Origin of the sequence: Clostridium yunnanense (assembly GCF_016595795.1) — a bacterium.
Taxonomy (GTDB): domain Bacteria; phylum Bacillota; class Clostridia; order Clostridiales; family Clostridiaceae; genus Clostridium_AR; species Clostridium_AR yunnanense.
Map to the genome: position 1 here is coordinate 189722 of NZ_JAENHN010000006.1, position 17306 is coordinate 207027.

A 17306-nucleotide genomic window follows, 5' to 3' on the forward strand; every position below is an offset into this window, starting at 1 on the left:
TCTAACTCTTAGTGACACAAATTTATAAATTGATATAGCAATTTACTGTGATACTGTGTTAATATAGGTTGTACGTGAAAAAAATTTTATCAACTTCGGAGGTGGACAATTTGTTTCATTCAAACATAGGAGAAATAGCAGCTTTAGCCACAGCTGTATGTTGGACTGTTTCACCAATAGCTTTTGAAACAGCTGGCAAAAAGGTAGGTTCCCTATCTGTAAATTACATAAGATTGATATTGGCGTTCATTTTTATTGGTATCTATACTTTATTTACTAGAGGTATGTTTCTACCTTTCGATGCTTCATTGCAGAATTGGACATGGCTTTTTATTTCTGGACTTATAGGATTTGTTATTGGTGATCTTTTCTTATTCCAAGCTTACGTAGAGATAGGATCTCGATTATCTACTTTAATTATGGCCACAGTTCCACCAATCTCAGCATTAGCTGGTTTTCTTATTTTAGGTGAAACCTTGTCTATAAAGGATTTACTTGGTATGTTCATAACTTTGGTCGGTATAGCTTTAGTTATTTTAGTTAAAGGTTCAGGCGAGAAGAAAATCAAGCTTTCTCATCCTGTAAAAGGGTTAATATATGCACTTATAGGAGCTTTCGGACAAGCATTTGGTTTGATTTTCAGCAAATTCGGAATGGGAAATTATGACCCTTTTGCAGCTACTCAAATACGTATTATTGCCGCTATAATAGGTTTTGCCATAGTTATAACTTTTGCTAAAGGATGGAAGAACCTCTTTAAAGCCTGTAAGCATGCTACTGCTATGAGAAGCATAACCATAGGTTCATTATTCGGCCCATTTTTAGGAGTCTCACTATCACTTTTATCAGTACAGTATACTACAACAGGGATTTCTTCTACCATAACTTCAATTTCGAGAATATTGATTATACCTGCTTCAATTGTAATCTTTAAAGAAAAAACTAATGTAAAAGAAGTAATAGGTGCTTTAATTACAATAGTTGGTGTAGGTATTTTATTTTTATAGAACTGTAATCTTATGAATTTTATGTTAGACTCAATTTTATGATTAATATATTTATATGAAGTTTAATAAAATCATATTAATTCTTTGCGGAGTCTAATTAAAGCATCGCATGTATAACAACTTAATTTCAACATGTTGCTATAGCACTAAATAATAAAAGCACTATCAGAACAGTTAAACCTTACTTTCTGATAGTGCTTTATCTTTTCTTAGGAATATATTTCATTTAACTTATTAATCTCTTCCTTGATTGCATATTTTAGTTCAGGCGGTTCTACTACTTTTGCTTTGCTACCAAAGCTTAGAATCCATCCAATAACAGACTTATCATATACTATATGGACTACAGCTAAAAATTTTGTATCTGTTTCTCTTAGTAAATCAATACTTTCCTTAAATTCACTTGTAAGTTGATGTTTTAGATCATTATCAAATTCAATTGTGATGTCTGTTTTGGTTTGATTTTTATAATCAACGAATTTATTAGCAGTATTTTTTAAAGTAACCGCTATCGGTTTCAAAAAATACCCTCTATTGTTTTTTGAATAGTCACTTATGTCAAAACCCAGTTCTTTTAGATTTTTTATGTACTCATATATAGTCCTTCTGTCAATTTTATCTCCAGTTCGTTCTTCCATCATCTGTAGTATTTTTTTCATAGATAACATATTATCATTATCACTATGCTTACTTAAAATGTCAAAAAAGGTATAAAACTTAATATAGTTACTTGCCATAGCATCACCTTTTTCCATATACTTTATTTATATTATAAAATTCACAGTGACAAATAACAATATATTTATTTTATATTATTAGGGTTAAGTTTAAGAGTATGGTTAAAATTAATTTGTTATGCAGGAGATGCAACACTTCAATCATTAAACCATTTTTAGAAACTCTGCTTGGTTCTGATCAGAGTTTCTGAAAATATAAATTCATTAACGAAGTGTTGCTTCGGTGGAATATGAGAAAATCATATTAATTCTCTGCGTATGCTCATTGAAAAGTCGGATGACTAACCAATTAATTTCAAAACGATTATGTCACAAAACCCTCATTTTATCTCAAAGGTACTTACATCAATCCTTTTCCATTCTGGTTTTATTTTTTCTATATCATCAGCCAGCTGGTATACTGCTAGATCTTTTTGTTTTGCTTCAAGCATAACGTCCATATCCTTATTTACATCTCTACATAATTCAATAAATCTTATAAAGGCTTGGGGATCAATGAAATCTGCATGTTTTCTATCCCTTTCACTTTCCTTTGGCGAAGAAAAATGAAACTTTGCTGGAAGACTCTGATCTTTCCACGTATCAAAAATATCACTTATGTAATCTTTAAGTTCTTCACCATCATTATTGCATAAATGATGATGAGCATCCAATACCATTGGTGCATTTATATCTTTGCAAAGTGAAAGTACTTCTCTTACATTAAAGGTTTTGTCATCATTTTCTATCATAAGCCTTGAAGTTATTTCCTTAGGAAACTTTCTAAAATTAACTTTGAATCGCTCTAAAGCCTCTTCTTTTCCACCTGCACTGCTTCCGACATGAAGCACCATCTTTCCTTCTGGGTAGTTTATATCCTCAAATAGATGTACATGGGGCCACAAGTTTCTTTCTGTTGCAATCACTACATCCTCTCTAAGAGAATTAATAACATTAAATTCATCCGGGTGGGTATCTACTCTCATTTGATTTTTTCTAACTAAATCTCCGATTCTTTTAAAATCCTTAGAAAACATCTCTCTATATTTCCACATAACCTCTGGATGAGTAGCAAGTGGTATTAACGCAGAAGTTATCCTATAAAAATGCAATTGATTTTCAACGTTGTATTGCAGTATTTTATATAGATTATCTAAGTTTGAAAGTGTGGTTGCTTTTAGTTTATTTAACTTATTATCCTCGTTAGTGAGTTTACTATAGGTTGCATAAGTAACTGTACTTGATGAGGTTGTTTTAGGTAACTTTAAAGCAATAGCCACATAGCCTAATCTTAAAATCAATTTATCATCTCCCTTAGTATTTATAATTATGTTTCTCTAAAAGCATTATTTTTATATGCTACACAATAAAAAAACACATAATAAAAATAAAAAAAGTATCTTAATCATACAATTAAAATACTTTTAAATACTTCTCTAGATATAATGTTAACCTACAACTTGTTTCAAGGTATTGAAATGAAATGTTCTTAAGATTTCTATTCACCTAGATATGCACTTCTTACCTTTTCATCTTTAAGAACTGCAGTAGCATTTCCACTTAGAACCACATTTCCTGTTTCTAAAACATATGCTCTATTTGCAATAGATAAAGCCATATGCGCATTTTGCTCAACTAATAATATGGTAGTTCCACCTTTATTTATTTCCTGTATTGTATCAAAAATGTTCTTTACTACTATAGGTGCAAGTCCCATGGATGGCTCATCTAAGAGTAATAGCCTTGGCCTATTCATAAGAGCTCTGCCTATAGCAAGCATTTGCTGCTCACCACCAGAAAGAGTACCAGCTAATTGGTTTATTCTTTCTTTAAGTCTAGGAAATTTGTCATATATCATTTCATAGTCTTTTTTGATTCCATCTTTGTCGTTACGAAGATAAGCACCAAGTTCAAGATTTTCCTTAACTGAAAGATTCGCAAAAATCTTTCTGCCCTCTGGTACATGACCAATTCCATAACCTACTAGTTTGTGAGGTTGAACACTCTTTATTGTTTTATTATTGAACTGAATATCACCTGTCTTGTAAGGAGTAAGTCCAGAAATAGCTCTAAGTGTAGATGTCTTTCCTGCTCCGTTTGCCCCAATTAGTGTAACTATTTCCCCTTCATTAACTTCTATATTTATATCCTTAAGGGCGTGTATTCCATCGTAGTAAACATTCAAATTGTTAACCTTAAGCATTCTATATAGCCTCCTCACTTGTATAAGCTTCACCTAAGTAAGCTTCTATAACTCTTGGATTATTTTTAATTTGTTCAGGTGTTCCTTCTGCAATTTTCTTACCGTAATCTAATACTGCAATCTTTTCACAAATACCCATAACTAATTTCATATCATGTTCAATTAGAAGTACTGATACACCAAATTTATCTTTAATCCAATTTATCATTCTCATTAAATCCTGTGTTTCTTGAGGATTCATTCCTGCTGCTGGTTCATCTAAAAGCAGTAATTCTGGACCAGCAGCTAAGGCTCTAGCTATTTCTAATCTTCTTTGCTCACCATATGAAAGATTATTAGCTAAATCAAAAGCTTTGTCTCGGAGTCCAAAAGCCTCTAAAAGTTCAAGACATTTTTCTTCAATTTCTCTTTCAATCTTAAAAAACTTAGGAGTTCTAAAAATCGCATGAAATAAATTATATTTGACACTGTACCCAAAAGATATCTTAACATTATCCAATACAGTTAGGCTTTTAAAAAGTCTTATATTTTGGAAGGTTCTTGCTATTTTCTTTTGAGTAATGCAATATGGCTTTAATCCATGTATCTTTTCACCTTTATAAGATATTGATCCTTCAGTCGGAGAATAAACTCCTGTAAGCATATTAAATACCGTAGTCTTTCCAGCCCCATTAGGTCCTATTAGTCCCACAACTTCTCTTTCATTTATCTCAAGTCCAAACCCAGATACCGCTTTAAGTCCGCCAAATTGAATAGTTAAATTTTCTACCTTTAGCATTACACTACCCCTCCTTCCTTACTTTCCTTTTTTAAAAACTTATTGAATATACTAAAGCTTACCTCTTTAGTTCCAAGTAATCCCTGTGGCCTAAATATCATAAGAACTATTAATGCTATTGAGTATATAATCATTCTGAAATCTTTTATAGGTCTTAATAGCTCTGGCAAGAAAGTTAATATACCACTTGCTATTATTGATCCTGATAATGATCCCATACCGCCGAAAACTACGAAAGTTAAAACTTCTATTGACTTCATAAAGTCAAAGTAGCTTGGTATTAAGAATTTAGAGTAATGAGCATAAAGTCCACCACCAACACCAGCTAAAAATGCTGCTATTATAAATGCAGTTACCTTATACCTTGCTGTATTAACCCCCATCGCTTCTGCTGCAATCTCGTTCTCTCTTACTGCTATCATACTTCTGCCTTGAGCTGAATGTATTATATTAAATACAATTATAACAACTGCAACCATTACAAAATACGCCCAGGTAAAAGTTGTTTTTGGAGGTATACCTGTAAATCCTCTTGGCCCGCCGGTATAATCAATGTTTGTGAGAATAACTCTTATAATTTCGCCTACACCTAATGTGGTTATAGCAAAATAATCACCTTTAAGCTTTAGAGTAGGTAATCCTACAATTAAAGCTACGACCGCAGCTAGTACTCCACCTGCAATTAACGCTACTGGGAAGTTATAATGAAGTTTTGCTGTAAGGATAGCTGCGGTATATGCACCAATTGACATAAATCCCGCATGCCCTAAACATAATTGTCCTGTAAAACCAGTTATAAGATTCAAGGAAACTGCTAGTATTATATTTATACATACTAAGGTAATAAGTCCACCATAAAATCTGTTTATAATCCTTTCTTGCAATAAATAATTAAGCAAAAAGAAAATGCCTACTATTAAAACTGCGTATATTAAGTAATTCACTATCTTCTTCATGCTGTCACCTACACTTTCTCTCTAGTTATCTTACCTAAAAGACCTGAAGGCTTGATAAGTAGAATTATAATTAATATTGAAAATGCTATTGCATCTGAAAGCCTTGTGGATATATATGCCTTAGTTAAAGTTTCGGCTACTCCCATAAATAATCCACCAATAAGTGCTCCTGGAATAACTCCTATTCCACCAAGTACAGCTGCTACGAAGGCTTTAATTCCAGGCATCATTCCCATATAAGGATCTATTGTAGTCCAAGCAAGTGCTACTAAAACACCTGCTGCACCTGCAAGTGCAGATCCTAAAGCAAAGGTAAATGATATTGTATTATTTACGTTTATCCCCATTAGGGATGCAGCTTCTATGTCAAAAGAAGCTGCTCTCATAGCCTTACCAACTTTAGTTCTATATACTATAAACTGGAGCAATACAACTAAGAGCAATGAAACTCCCAAAGTTATAAGTTGTATGTTGGTTACTTGAAGTGAACCTATATTTATTTTTGCAGATTCAATGAGATTTGGGAAACTCTTCGGAGAAGGTCCCACTATAAATCTCATTCCATTTTCCAGTAATAACGATACACCTATAGCTGTGATTAGAAGCGTAATTCTAGGTGATTTTCTCAGTGGTTTGTATGCTACCTTTTCTATAACTATTCCTAAAACTGCTGATACGATCATTGCTATTATCAAAGTTGGTAGGAATGATAGGTTAAGCTTTGTAGCCACAAAGAAGCCTGCAAAGGCACCAATCATATATATGTCTCCATGTGCAAAATTTATAAGCTGAATTATACCATATACCATAGTATAACCTAACGCTAGGAGAGCATATATGCTTCCAAGTGATAGTCCATTAATCAATTGTTGTAGTAACTCCATAGTAGTCCCCCTATATATCTTTAATCCTTAATTATCTTTTACTTAACAGGATCAACTTTTGTTACAAGTGAATTCTTATCTCCCTCAACCTTTAATATAGCAGCACCTTTTATAGCTGTTCTCTCTGAGTTAAATTGTAATTTTCCTGTAACTCCTGTATATTCAACCTTAGCAAGAGCATCTTTTATTTTATCTCCATCAGTACTCTTAGCATTTTCTATAGCTTTGAATAGTATCTTTGCTGAGTCATAACCTAAAGCTGCAAGAGCATCTGGTTCTTTATTGTATTCTTTCTTATATGCCGCAACATAATCTTGAACTTCTTTAGCTGTATCTCCAGGGAAGTAGTGATTTATAAAGAATGCACCCTTTACTGCATCTCCACCAATCTTGTATAGATCTGCTGAATCCCATCCATCTACACCTAGTAATTGAGAACTTATTCCTACAGCCTTAGCTTGTTTAGCTATAAGTCCAACAACATTGTAGTAATCTGGCAAAAGTAATACATCTGGATTTGAACCCTTTATCTTAGTTAATTGAGCATTAAAATCTTTATCATCATTGTTGTATGTTGAAAACTCAACAACTTTTCCACCTTTTGCTTCAAATTGCTTTTTAAAAGCTTCAGCGATACCCTTTGAATAATCAGATCCAACATTGTAAAGTACTGCTGCAGTTTTCTTAGAAAGATCAGTTGATGCATAATTAGCCATAACCTGACCTTGATATGAATCTACATAACAACCTCTAAATACATATTCTCCTCCAACCTTTGTGATAGTTGGTTCAGTTGCAGTTGGTGTTATTAAAGGAATTTTTGCTTGAGTTGCATTTGGTGCAACTGCTAGAGTAGCTCCAGAGGTAACCGCCCCGATTACTGCTGAAACTTTTTCATCATCAACTAATTTATTAAAAGCATTAATTGCTGCATTTTGATCAGCTTGGTCATCTTCAAAAACAACTTGGACTTTCTTACCGTTGATACCGCCCTTATCATTAATCTCCTTTTCAGCTAACTGAACCCCTTCCTTAACTGATTGCCCATAAGTTGCAACTTTACCAGTAAGTGGTGCTATAGAACCAATCTTAATAACATCTCCACTTGTTCCTGTTTCCCCATCCTTTTTGCTGCTACAACCTACAAATAAACTAGCAACCATAGCCACTGCTAATGTAGCTACAAGTATCTTCTTTTTCATAATTGAGTCCCCCTTTTTATACATCACTTTTTTATACATGTCTTTTTATTTATATTAACAACTAATTAATGAAAAATCAATAACATTTTTCATATTTTTTTAATAATTATTCATAATTAACATTTATAAATTAAGCAATATACATATATTCAGCTATATTTTTAACATTTTAATAAATAACCCTTTCCGGTAAACGTTTTTTTATATACTTTAATCTTAAAATGATAAAAATATTAATAATATGTTAATAAATAAAAAAACAATTCAATCATACGCTTAGTATATGATCAAATTGTTAAAAATGAAGCTATATATCTGAAAATTCGATTTTTATTTTTTGAATTAATTCTTCTTCTAAAATATCATATTGTGTCTTTCTATCTAACTCATCCACTGTCATATATCTATTGTATGGTATTTTTAATATAAATTTGCTACCAGACATATCTACACAATTTCGAGCCTCAATGCTCCATCCGTGTAGCTCTACTATATTTCTTACTATGAACAATCCCAGTCCAACACCTTCATGACTCTTTGCCAACTTATTTTTATTGAAGGAGAACTTATCAAATATATGTTGGATATCCCCCCCATCTATTGTTGCTCCCATATTATAAATAACTATTTCTAAGTTCTCATACATATCTTCACCTATAGAAATGTATATTTTATTTCTATCCTCTGAAAACTTAACTGAATTTGATAATATTTTTAATAATATGTTTTGAAGCCTTTCTAAATCTAAATATATAAATTTAGAACTTAAACTAGTAAAAAAGTTAATCTCAATATCCTTACTCTTAATATTTTCATTTACATAATTACTCACAATAAAAACTGTATCTTCAATAATTTCCACAATATCATATAGCCTGCAATTAAGTCTAAAACCATTTGAATCTATTATAGTTGAATCGATTATATTATTAATCAGCTTTAACAATCTATAACTGCTTTGCTGCATTACTGAGGAATTATACTTTATTTTTGACAAATTATTTTCTATAGTATCTGAATCCTCCATATAAAGATTTAAAACTTGCATAGAACACATCAACACATTAAGTGGAGTTCTAAGTTCATGTGCTAAAATTGGTATAAGCTTTGATATATAATCTTCATATCTGTTTTGATTTATTTCATTTTGTCTTATTATATCCATATCTATATACGAGGTATTTCTACTAGATATATTTCTAACTATACTACAAACTACTTTCTTTTCATTAATCACAATTCCTACTGAACTTACTTCAACAATAAATTCCCTACCATCTTTATCCTTATGGACTGTATTATATAAAATTCCCCCTCTAGAAGCTAACTGTATATGTTTGCTTATTATTCCCTTTGCTTTTGATGCCGACAGATCAAATATTGTTTTACTTACAATTTCTCTTTTAGTATATCCATAAAGTTTTAATGCTGCTTTATTTACATCCAAAATCTCTCCATCATTACCTATAAAGAATATCATGTCTTTCGATTTATCAAACATCATAGAAAGCATTCTATATTTTGAATCATAAAATATCTCTTCTTGTATATTTTCAAATACAGAAACAACATCTCCATTTTTCAGTTTAAAAAAATAATTACCATTAAAAAGCTTATATTTGTTATCTTTATATAGTTTAAATGAAGCATTCTCATTATTCCCAGTAGTATATACCCTCTTAATCACTCTTAAAAACCTACTATTAGCTAAGTTTGGAAACACTTCAATTATATTTTTATTAAGGTAATCAGAATATTTTATATCAATCAATTCCTCCGCTACTACATTCATGAATACTATTGAAAAATCTTTCCCCATATTATAGCTTCTATATACGGCAATTCCCTTTTTCAACTTATTAATTATCTCCCACTTACTTTCTTCATCATCAATTGCTTTCATTATATTATCATCACCATGATTACTCTTTTCTACTATCTCTTTATGAAATATCTGTTCATTAAAACAATTGTTTGACACATTAAAGCTCGGTTGAATATATGTAATATTATATTCCTCATAATCAAATGTAATATTAGAATTTTTTATCTTTACGTCATATTCATAATCACCATCAATTAACTTAGCGTTATAATTGCTACCATCTTGATTATCTTCGTTTAAATTATTATATGAGATTAAATAATTCTCTACTAATTCTGTAAAGTTTTTATCTATGATTTTGTCAAAAGAGCTTATAGAAAACATCCTTAATGCAAATCTATTGGCAAAGACAATCTTATTATTTTTGTGAATTATAACCGCTTCTAATAACCCATCTAGTAAGTCAACATAGAACTTATTATTTCTCATAAAATAGCTTAACGAATCGTGGAGCATTTCTGAATTATTCTTACTATCACAGCGTCTTAACAACTGCTGGTTGTTCCTTACCATATCCTAATCATCTCCTCTATAAGCAACTAAATTATTAATTATATTATTCTATAATCAGTATTGTTTTCCTTTATTTAACTTATTACTTTGTTACATATTTTTTACGACATCATTCGCCATACAAACCTATTTCAGATTATTTTTTTCATCATTTGAAAGCAATTGAATTTTGTGTAGAAAATCAAACGTTACTTAAATAGTAACTTAACTAATTAATTCATATAATTTTGTTACAAACTTTTTATACAGTTTTATTAGTCTTGACTTTGTCTTAATTAACACTTTAATTTTTATATTCAGTTTACTTAATCTTTTAAAATAAGCTTATATTTAAGAGTGTTATTAAAATTAAAGGTTTATAAAGAAGATGCTTTAACATTACCTAAAATAAATGTTTATTATTAAAATAATATTTAATAGATTAATTACTTATAGAGTGACAATACTAATAGTAACCACTTCCTATTCACACTTTTTATTTTCTAACTCCTTCCCCCTAATTTTATTTTTATGAAGCCTGTTTATTTGGAAGTGCTAATTAAATTGAAGAGGTGAACAATATGAAGATAAAAAGCTTTATACCACCAGAAGTAACAATAACCATTATAATAGGTCTAGTAGTCTTATTACTTAGTGATTTTCTCTTGAACTTATATTTTCGTTAATATTGATTTTAATTTAATTATTGTGGATTCTACAGATATATATCAATTCACTAAAAAATTGCTATTTCTAAATTCTTCTATAAAGATTCATCCTAGTTTCAGATATAATTTTCATAATTAATTGGTGTATCTTTATTATTTTTATCAAAACATTGTCTATTTTAAATACGTTTATGAAAATTTTTGTTATTAACAAGAACAAAATGAATTGTATTTCATATAACATTAAGTGTAAGATATATTCTTTTGGAGGAAACAATGTACACCGAGCAATATGAAATAAATGAAGAGTTAAGAAATGATGAATCTCAAATGAATTCTAATGTTCAAGGAACTACACCAAGTTATACCTATCAAGGTACAATGCAAGGTACGCTACCAAACAATTATACCCAAGGTACAATGCAAGGTACAGTGCCAGGAACTGATTATACTAATTGGAGTAGCAATCTATGTAACTTACCTTTTTTACCTAATCCATACTATCAAGGAAGTGTTCAACTAACTGGAATGATGGGGCAGTCCCAACCTAACACTATGTCTCCTATGACTTCTATGGGGCAAATGATGCCTGGTTCTATGTCTCCTATGACTTCTATGGGACAGATGATGCCCGGTTCTATGTCTCCTATGACTTCTATGGGACAGATGATGCCCGGTTCTATGTCTCCTATGACTTCTATGGGACAGATGATGCCTGGTTCTATGTCTCCTATGACTTCTATGGGACAGATGATGCCTGGTTCTATGTCTCCTATGACTTCTATGGAACATATGATGCCTGGTTCTATGAATCCTATGGGGCAAATTAATCCTGGTTCTATGTCTCCTATGCCTTCCATGGGGCAAACTAATATAGGTGCTCAAACTAATCAAAGCACTTCCCCAGATGAAATGACTGATACATCAGATGATTCTCAACAAGTACTTGCAAGGCCAAAGAAGTATGGTTACGGCCATTATGGATATCCAAACTACGGATACAATTATGGATACAAATACCCATACTACAATCCATATTATTATAATAATCCTGGATTCAATCCATTACCTTGGTTTTTATTAGGCTCAATACTTTAAAAGAATATAAAAAAGCTCACTGAAGCGATCTTCAGTGAGCTTTTTTAACGCATCAGATTTTACGAATGTATATGATGAAAATCTGGCAATCGAATAAGTTTTGTTTTTTACTGCATAGCCATAAAAGAAACTCTAAAAGTATTGAAATATTTAGGTTTAACCGATAAAAAAAGTTATCCTGGTCTATATAGTAAAAATGAGTCACCTTATTAACAGAATATATTAAAATTATATTTAATAAAAACTTTACAAAGAAACTATACTGTTTTCATATATTGAATACATAAACTTATAAATGTAGTTTATAGTATAAAGTCCAATGTTTGTATTACACAAATTTGGAATATTAAAAAACTATGTTATAATATCAATAAGTCATTGTAAGTATAAAAGGAGATTTTGCTATGTATAAAAAGATTCTTTATGTGGTTTTAGCATTTGTTATTACATTAAGTTGCGGTATTAACGTACTAGCTTCAGATAATACAGAGCAAACCATAGCAGAGAGCAAAAAAAGTTTTCAGCAATTAGATGATAAGATTAAAGAACTTAATGCTGAGATGGCAGGGATTAACTCAGAAATGGACAAGCTTAATAAAAAACTTGATGATGATAACAAAAATATAGTCCAAACAGAAAAAGAGATAAAATTAACTGAAAATAAATTGGAACAATATAAAAAAGAAATTGAGGCAAATAAAAGCACTTTAGGGAATAGACTAAGAGGTATGTATAAGAGTGGCTTAGACAAAAACTATCTTTCAATCCTTTTAAGTTCTACCGACTTAGGTGATTTCTTTTCAAAATTATCTGCAGTAGAAAAAATCATCACATTGGATAAACAATTAATAAATCAGCTTAATTCTGAGAAAGAAACTGTAAATCGGTCGATGGAAGATTTGAATAAGAAAAATGAACAGCTTAAAGAATTAAAAAAAGAGACTGAAGCAAGTTTGAAAGCATTAAATGATAAAAAGCAGCAACAACAACAGCTTGCAAAACAGTTTTCATTGCAGAAAGAGGCTTTGGCTGCAGTAATTGAAGCTAATGAGACAAAATTAATATCGCATTCCATATCTACAATAGACTCTGATAGCTCGTCAGAAACAGATTTAAGAAATTCTATCAGTACATTAAGTGGATTGATACCTCAAATAAGTACTTCTTCTGTTAAGTCTAAAGCACAAAAATACTTAGGTACTGCTAAAGACAAGTTATCAACTATTATTGCTAGTAAGTCTACTTCTGACACAGTTGTATCAAGAGGTTCAAGTGATCAATATAAAGCTACATTTAGTATGAGTTCCACTGCATATACTGGTGGTTATGTTACCGCCATAGGGTTAAAACCACTTCGTTCACCTGGAGGCATTAGTACAGTAGCTGTGGATCCTTCTGTAATCCCCCTTGGTTCAAAATTATTTATTCCAGGATACGGTACTGCTATTGCTGCTGATACCGGAGGGGCAATTCGAGGAAATATAGTAGATTTATATTTTAATTCTGAAGCTGAATGCACTTCTTGGGGAAGAAGAAGTATTACTGTTCATATAGTTGCTTATCCTAATGAGTGGTAATATCTATGCTAAAGATGAAACACTTCAATCCAAAATTTATTTTCAAAACTCCGCTGGGTTCTGAGAGGAGAATTTGAAAATATAAATTTAAGTATGAAGTGGGTCATCCATACATTACTGAATAATAAATAAGATTTCTAAAATCAAAATAGGAGTGATAATTCATGATGTAATTATCACTCCTATTTTCGCTTATTATTCTCTTTTTCTGATTTTATTTTAATAAAGTTTCTGGATTTGTATATTTAAGCTTTAAACTTTCAGCAACTGCTTCACAGGTTATTGAGCCAAGATAAGTGTTAAGCCCTAACAAAAGCGCTTCATCCTTTAACATAGCTGCTCTTACTCCATTATCCACTAATTCTATTAAATAAGGTAGCGTAGCTGCTTCTAATGCCAAAGTTGAAGTCCTTGGAACTGCACCTGGCATATTTGCTACAGAGTAATGAACAACTCCATATTTAAGATAACACGGATTATCATGTGTTGTAACTCTATCGATAGTTTCAATAGATCCACCTTGATCTATTGCTACATCTACAATCACTGCCCCTTTTTTCATTGATTTAACCATTTCTTTAGTAACAATTTTAGGTGCGCTTGCACCCGCAACCAAAACTGCACCTATTAACAAATCCGCTTTCTCTACAGCTTTAGCCACATTATATTCATTACAGGTTAAAGTAGTAACTCGTCCAAAAAATATATCATCAAGATAAGCTAATCTTTCATTATTTATATCTAGTATAGTTACTTTTGCACCTAATCCGCAAGCAATTTTAGCTGCATTCATTCCAACTATACCTCCCCCAATTATAACTACCTCACCTGGCATAACACCAGGAACCCCTCCTAGTAATATACCTGATCCACCATTGTATTTTTGAAGTAGATTTGCTCCAATTTGAACTGACATTCTTCCAGCTATTTCACTCATTGGTACAAGTAGTGGAAGTCTTCCGTTCTTCAACTGTACAGTTTCATATCCAATTCCTATCACCTTTTTCTTTAACAATGCTTTGGTAAGCTTTAAGTTTGGTGCCAGATGTAAGTAGGTATATAGCGTTTGCCCTTCTTTGAACAGATCATATTCCTCTTCTAAAGGCTCTTTAACCTTTACGATTAGATCCGATTTATTAAATACAGAAACCTTCTCATCAATTAAATCTGCGCCAGCCTTTACATATTGATCATCCTCAAAACCGCTACCAACTCCTGCTGATTTTTCTACCAAAACCTTATGCCCTCTTTTTACTAGTACAGAAACTCCACTAGGCGTAAGGCCTACTCTATTCTCATTATTTTTTATCTCTTTAACAAGCCCAATAATCATTATACCCCTCCTATATATTCAAAAAAAAAGTGCACAGAAGTTTAAAGCATCTGCAACACCATCGTATATTATGACATTAATTTATATCATCACCTTAGTTGTTTGTTATACTATATTATATTTTATCTGTTTATGTTTGATACTACTATTCACCAATCTTTTCTTGTAAAAATTTATTGTACTGATTTAAAGCAAAATTTAGAGCCTTGCTTGCTTCCACTACTTCATTATCAACTAAATTCCACTGTTTCTTTTCAATTAACAACTGTAGCCTTTCTCTCAATTTGTCAATATCCTTCAATAGATCTTCTAATTCTGCCATTATTCTACCTCCGTAGTAGTCTAAGCTTCAGCATATAATCAAAGTAATTTTAGGCTGAGGTTATTCATTCTTATATATTTATACAAATATTATCACTTTATTAGTATTGCTCTTTATTTTATTAATAATTCCCTCCAACATCTAGACTATTATGTCATTCTATTAATTTATATGAACACTTTAATAGCTATTGCATATAATATAGTGATACTAAAGATAAAGGAGAGATTCATATGGCATATGAACACTCAAAAGGACCTTATGATGACTATAATGACTTTGATGACCTTAATGAAAGATGTGTTGACCCATCCACTGAACAAAGGCATGTTCATGAATTCTTAGGAAGCACACGACTTGCTGAAGAAAATGATGAAAGACACAATCATCGTTTTGCAGGAGTCACAGGACAAGCTATACCATGTGGAAGATCACATGTTCATAGATTGTATGTAAACACTGACTTTTTTGATCATTTTCATGTGATAAGCATGACTACTGGACCAGCAATTGATGTTGGAAATGGTAAACACGTTCATTTAGTTACTGGTTGCACAACAACTAATGATGGTCATCGCCACAGATTTATATTTACAACACTAATTGAAAGTCCATTGACTTAATATTTTACGGAGAGGGATACCTCTCCTTTTTATTTCTATTAAGCAAAATAATATATAAGCTGTAAAAATATTATTAATAAAAATATTTAAACACCACTAAAGTAATGAATAATATCTTTTTCTGTTGGGAAAATAATACTATGGGATTTTATATACTAATGAACAATTCAAATTCCAAGTTATTTTACACTTTACTTATTGTTACTAAATGAACATAAACAATGCATTAAATTTTAATTAATTTGCTTAAATCTAATTTGAGAGGTGATTTTTATTCTTTTAAATATTCTTTTAGGTTTTATCATCCCATGGATAGTAACATTGGTTATTGTTAAAGATCGAAAAATCATTTATATTACAGCTCCTTTAGCTAGTATGTTAGCTTTTTTCATTAACGATTTTGGGTTTTATTTTTTCTGGAACCTCTACCCATTTGAGCTATCTGATCTTGCTGGAACACCCTTTAATTTAGGTTTGTTTTGTACATTTCCTTGTACTTGCATATACATATGTAAAAAGCATAATTTTAATCCTTATATAACTATGTTAATAGGTTCGTTATTAATAACTACAGCAGAAGGCTGTGGTGTATTAATGGGAAGAGTGATTTACTTTAATAATTGGAACATATTTTTTTCATTTCTATCATATTCTCTTCCACTTTTACTATGTTATAAATTCTATGAATTAGTAAATAGAAAATACTAAGTGACCATAAGTTGTTAATACCTCTTAAAACTTCAATGCTTGACATAATTAACATATCAAGCCGGACTTTAATACAACAAAAATGTAAATCAATCATTATCTTTATATTAAGATGTTGTAAACGTATATAAAAAGAGTTATAATATACATATAATTGCACACGTGTGCAAACTAATTTAATGAGGTGTTATCAATGGAAAAAGATACTTGTTTTTATTGTGAAAAAGATGAAAGATTAGATAACTTGATGCTAATGGTAAAAAAACTTAATGTTTCAACACTATATTTATTCAAAGAACAAACATATAAAGGCAGATGTGTTGTTGCTTATGATAATCATGTAAATGAATTATTTGAAATAAGCGAAAGTGAACTTGCTTTATTTATGAAAGATGTAGCAACTGCTTCAAAAGCAATTAAAACTGCATTTGGAGCTGATAAGATGAACCTTGGTGCTTATTCAGACAAACTTCCACATCTTCACTTCCATGTTGTACCAAAGTATAAAGATGGATATAGCTGGGGTGGAACTTTCGAAATGAATCCTCCAAACAACCTTAAACTTAGCGATGAAGAATACGCAGAAATAATTACTGCGATAAAAGCAAACTTATAGGCTTATTCCATTTGCATAAAAGCACTTAAGTCTTTATATAAGTGCTTTTAACTATATTTGAAAATCATCCTATGTTTAATATAGTTGTTAAAATTAAGGTGTTCTTAATAAACTCATTTAAGTATCAGATGAGTGACACCTTAATTTCAATACAGCCTAAAATCAATATTTTAATCCTTTGGTTTATTAGTTTTTTGCTGGCTTTTACTGCTATCAGTTCTTTTAGTGCCTATATTAG

15 protein-coding genes are annotated in these 17306 nt (G+C 31.0%); 5 read left to right on the forward strand and 10 right to left on the reverse strand.

Going from position 1 to position 17306, the window contains the following annotated elements:
- The first annotated feature begins 101 nt into the window (after positions 1-101).
- A complete protein-coding gene (locus JHL18_RS01925) occupies positions 102-1007 on the forward strand; it encodes a DMT family transporter (RefSeq protein WP_338025434.1) in 906 nt (301 codons plus the stop codon).
- A 209-nt stretch (positions 1008-1216) separates the two neighbouring features.
- Here JHL18_RS01925 and JHL18_RS01930 read toward each other — a convergent pair whose 3' ends face one another.
- From JHL18_RS01930 to JHL18_RS01965, 8 genes are all read right to left on the reverse strand, one after another.
- A complete protein-coding gene (locus tag JHL18_RS01930) occupies positions 1217-1744 on the reverse strand; it encodes a WYL domain-containing protein (protein ID WP_207752946.1) in 528 nt (175 codons plus the stop codon).
- Between the two features lie 320 nt (positions 1745-2064).
- On the reverse strand, positions 2065-3024 hold the full coding sequence (uvsE, locus tag JHL18_RS01935; RefSeq protein ID WP_200265946.1) for a UV DNA damage repair endonuclease UvsE: 960 nt from the start codon (positions 3022-3024) through the stop codon (positions 2065-2067).
- A gap of 197 nt (positions 3025-3221) precedes the next feature.
- Positions 3222-3926: an ABC transporter ATP-binding protein gene (locus JHL18_RS01940; RefSeq protein ID WP_200265947.1), complete on the reverse strand. Its 705-nt coding sequence runs from the start codon at positions 3924-3926 to the stop codon at positions 3222-3224.
- A 1-nt stretch (position 3927) separates the two neighbouring features.
- Complete coding sequence (locus tag JHL18_RS01945) at positions 3928-4704, reverse strand: ABC transporter ATP-binding protein (protein WP_200265948.1); 777 nt, start codon at positions 4702-4704, stop codon at positions 3928-3930.
- Entirely contained in the window at positions 4704-5660 is a 957-nt protein-coding gene (locus JHL18_RS01950) for a branched-chain amino acid ABC transporter permease (protein WP_200265949.1), read from the reverse strand. Before JHL18_RS01950 ends, JHL18_RS01945 begins: the two co-directional genes overlap by 1 nt.
- An 8-nt stretch (positions 5661-5668) precedes the next feature.
- Positions 5669-6544 carry a branched-chain amino acid ABC transporter permease gene (locus tag JHL18_RS01955; RefSeq protein ID WP_200265950.1) on the reverse strand — a complete coding sequence of 292 codons (876 nt, stop codon included), beginning with the start codon at positions 6542-6544 and terminating at the stop codon, positions 5669-5671.
- A 38-nt stretch (positions 6545-6582) separates the two neighbouring features.
- The gene (locus tag JHL18_RS01960; RefSeq protein WP_200265951.1) at positions 6583-7746 is read right to left on the reverse strand and encodes an ABC transporter substrate-binding protein; all 1164 of its coding nucleotides are present in this window, start codon (positions 7744-7746) and stop codon (positions 6583-6585) included.
- Positions 7747-8053: 307 nt separating this feature from the next.
- Entirely contained in the window at positions 8054-10144 is a 2091-nt protein-coding gene (locus JHL18_RS01965; protein WP_200265952.1) for a sensor histidine kinase, read from the reverse strand.
- Between the two features lie 923 nt (positions 10145-11067).
- Here JHL18_RS01965 and JHL18_RS01970 point away from each other — a divergent pair.
- A complete protein-coding gene (locus JHL18_RS01970; protein WP_200265953.1) occupies positions 11068-11889 on the forward strand; it encodes a polyadenylate binding domain-containing protein in 822 nt (273 codons plus the stop codon).
- Between the two features lie 404 nt (positions 11890-12293).
- Positions 12294-13466 carry a 3D domain-containing protein gene (locus JHL18_RS01975; protein WP_200265954.1) on the forward strand — a complete coding sequence of 391 codons (1173 nt, stop codon included), beginning with the start codon at positions 12294-12296 and terminating at the stop codon, positions 13464-13466.
- 214 nt (positions 13467-13680) lie between these two features.
- Here JHL18_RS01975 and ald read toward each other — a convergent pair whose 3' ends face one another.
- Complete coding sequence (ald, locus tag JHL18_RS01980; RefSeq protein ID WP_200265955.1) at positions 13681-14799, reverse strand: alanine dehydrogenase; 1119 nt, start codon at positions 14797-14799, stop codon at positions 13681-13683.
- A gap of 145 nt (positions 14800-14944) precedes the next feature.
- Entirely contained in the window at positions 14945-15121 is a 177-nt protein-coding gene (locus JHL18_RS01985) for an aspartyl-phosphate phosphatase Spo0E family protein (RefSeq protein ID WP_200265956.1), read from the reverse strand.
- A 233-nt stretch (positions 15122-15354) separates the two neighbouring features.
- Between JHL18_RS01985 and JHL18_RS01990 the strand changes: the two genes are divergently transcribed.
- Both JHL18_RS01990 and JHL18_RS01995 read left to right on the forward strand, forming a co-directional pair.
- Complete coding sequence (locus JHL18_RS01990) at positions 15355-15744, forward strand: YmaF family protein (protein ID WP_200265957.1); 390 nt, start codon at positions 15355-15357, stop codon at positions 15742-15744.
- Positions 15745-16645: 901 nt separating this feature from the next.
- On the forward strand, positions 16646-17068 hold the full coding sequence (locus tag JHL18_RS01995; protein ID WP_200265958.1) for an HIT family protein: 423 nt from the start codon (positions 16646-16648) through the stop codon (positions 17066-17068).
- Positions 17069-17306: the final 238 nt, after the last annotated feature.

Coding starts and splice junctions, on each gene's coding strand:
- JHL18_RS01930 (WP_207752946.1), bottom strand. CDS start 1,744: ATGGCAAGTAACTATATTAAGTTTTATACCTTTTTTGACATTTTAAGT.
- JHL18_RS01945 (WP_200265948.1), bottom strand. CDS start 4,704: ATGCTAAAGGTAGAAAATTTAACTATTCAATTTGGCGGACTTAAAGCG.
- JHL18_RS01990 (WP_200265957.1), top strand. CDS start 15,355: ATGGCATATGAACACTCAAAAGGACCTTATGATGACTATAATGACTTT.
- ald (WP_200265955.1), bottom strand. CDS start 14,799: ATGATTATTGGGCTTGTTAAAGAGATAAAAAATAATGAGAATAGAGTA.
- JHL18_RS01975 (WP_200265954.1), top strand. CDS start 12,294: ATGTATAAAAAGATTCTTTATGTGGTTTTAGCATTTGTTATTACATTA.
- JHL18_RS01970 (WP_200265953.1), top strand. CDS start 11,068: ATGTACACCGAGCAATATGAAATAAATGAAGAGTTAAGAAATGATGAA.
- JHL18_RS01950 (WP_200265949.1), bottom strand. CDS start 5,660: ATGAAGAAGATAGTGAATTACTTAATATACGCAGTTTTAATAGTAGGC.
- JHL18_RS01985 (WP_200265956.1), bottom strand. CDS start 15,121: ATGGCAGAATTAGAAGATCTATTGAAGGATATTGACAAATTGAGAGAA.
- JHL18_RS01960 (WP_200265951.1), bottom strand. CDS start 7,746: ATGAAAAAGAAGATACTTGTAGCTACATTAGCAGTGGCTATGGTTGCT.
- JHL18_RS01995 (WP_200265958.1), top strand. CDS start 16,646: ATGGAAAAAGATACTTGTTTTTATTGTGAAAAAGATGAAAGATTAGAT.
- JHL18_RS01955 (WP_200265950.1), bottom strand. CDS start 6,544: ATGGAGTTACTACAACAATTGATTAATGGACTATCACTTGGAAGCATA.
- JHL18_RS01940 (WP_200265947.1), bottom strand. CDS start 3,926: ATGCTTAAGGTTAACAATTTGAATGTTTACTACGATGGAATACACGCC.
- JHL18_RS01965 (WP_200265952.1), bottom strand. CDS start 10,144: ATGGTAAGGAACAACCAGCAGTTGTTAAGACGCTGTGATAGTAAGAAT.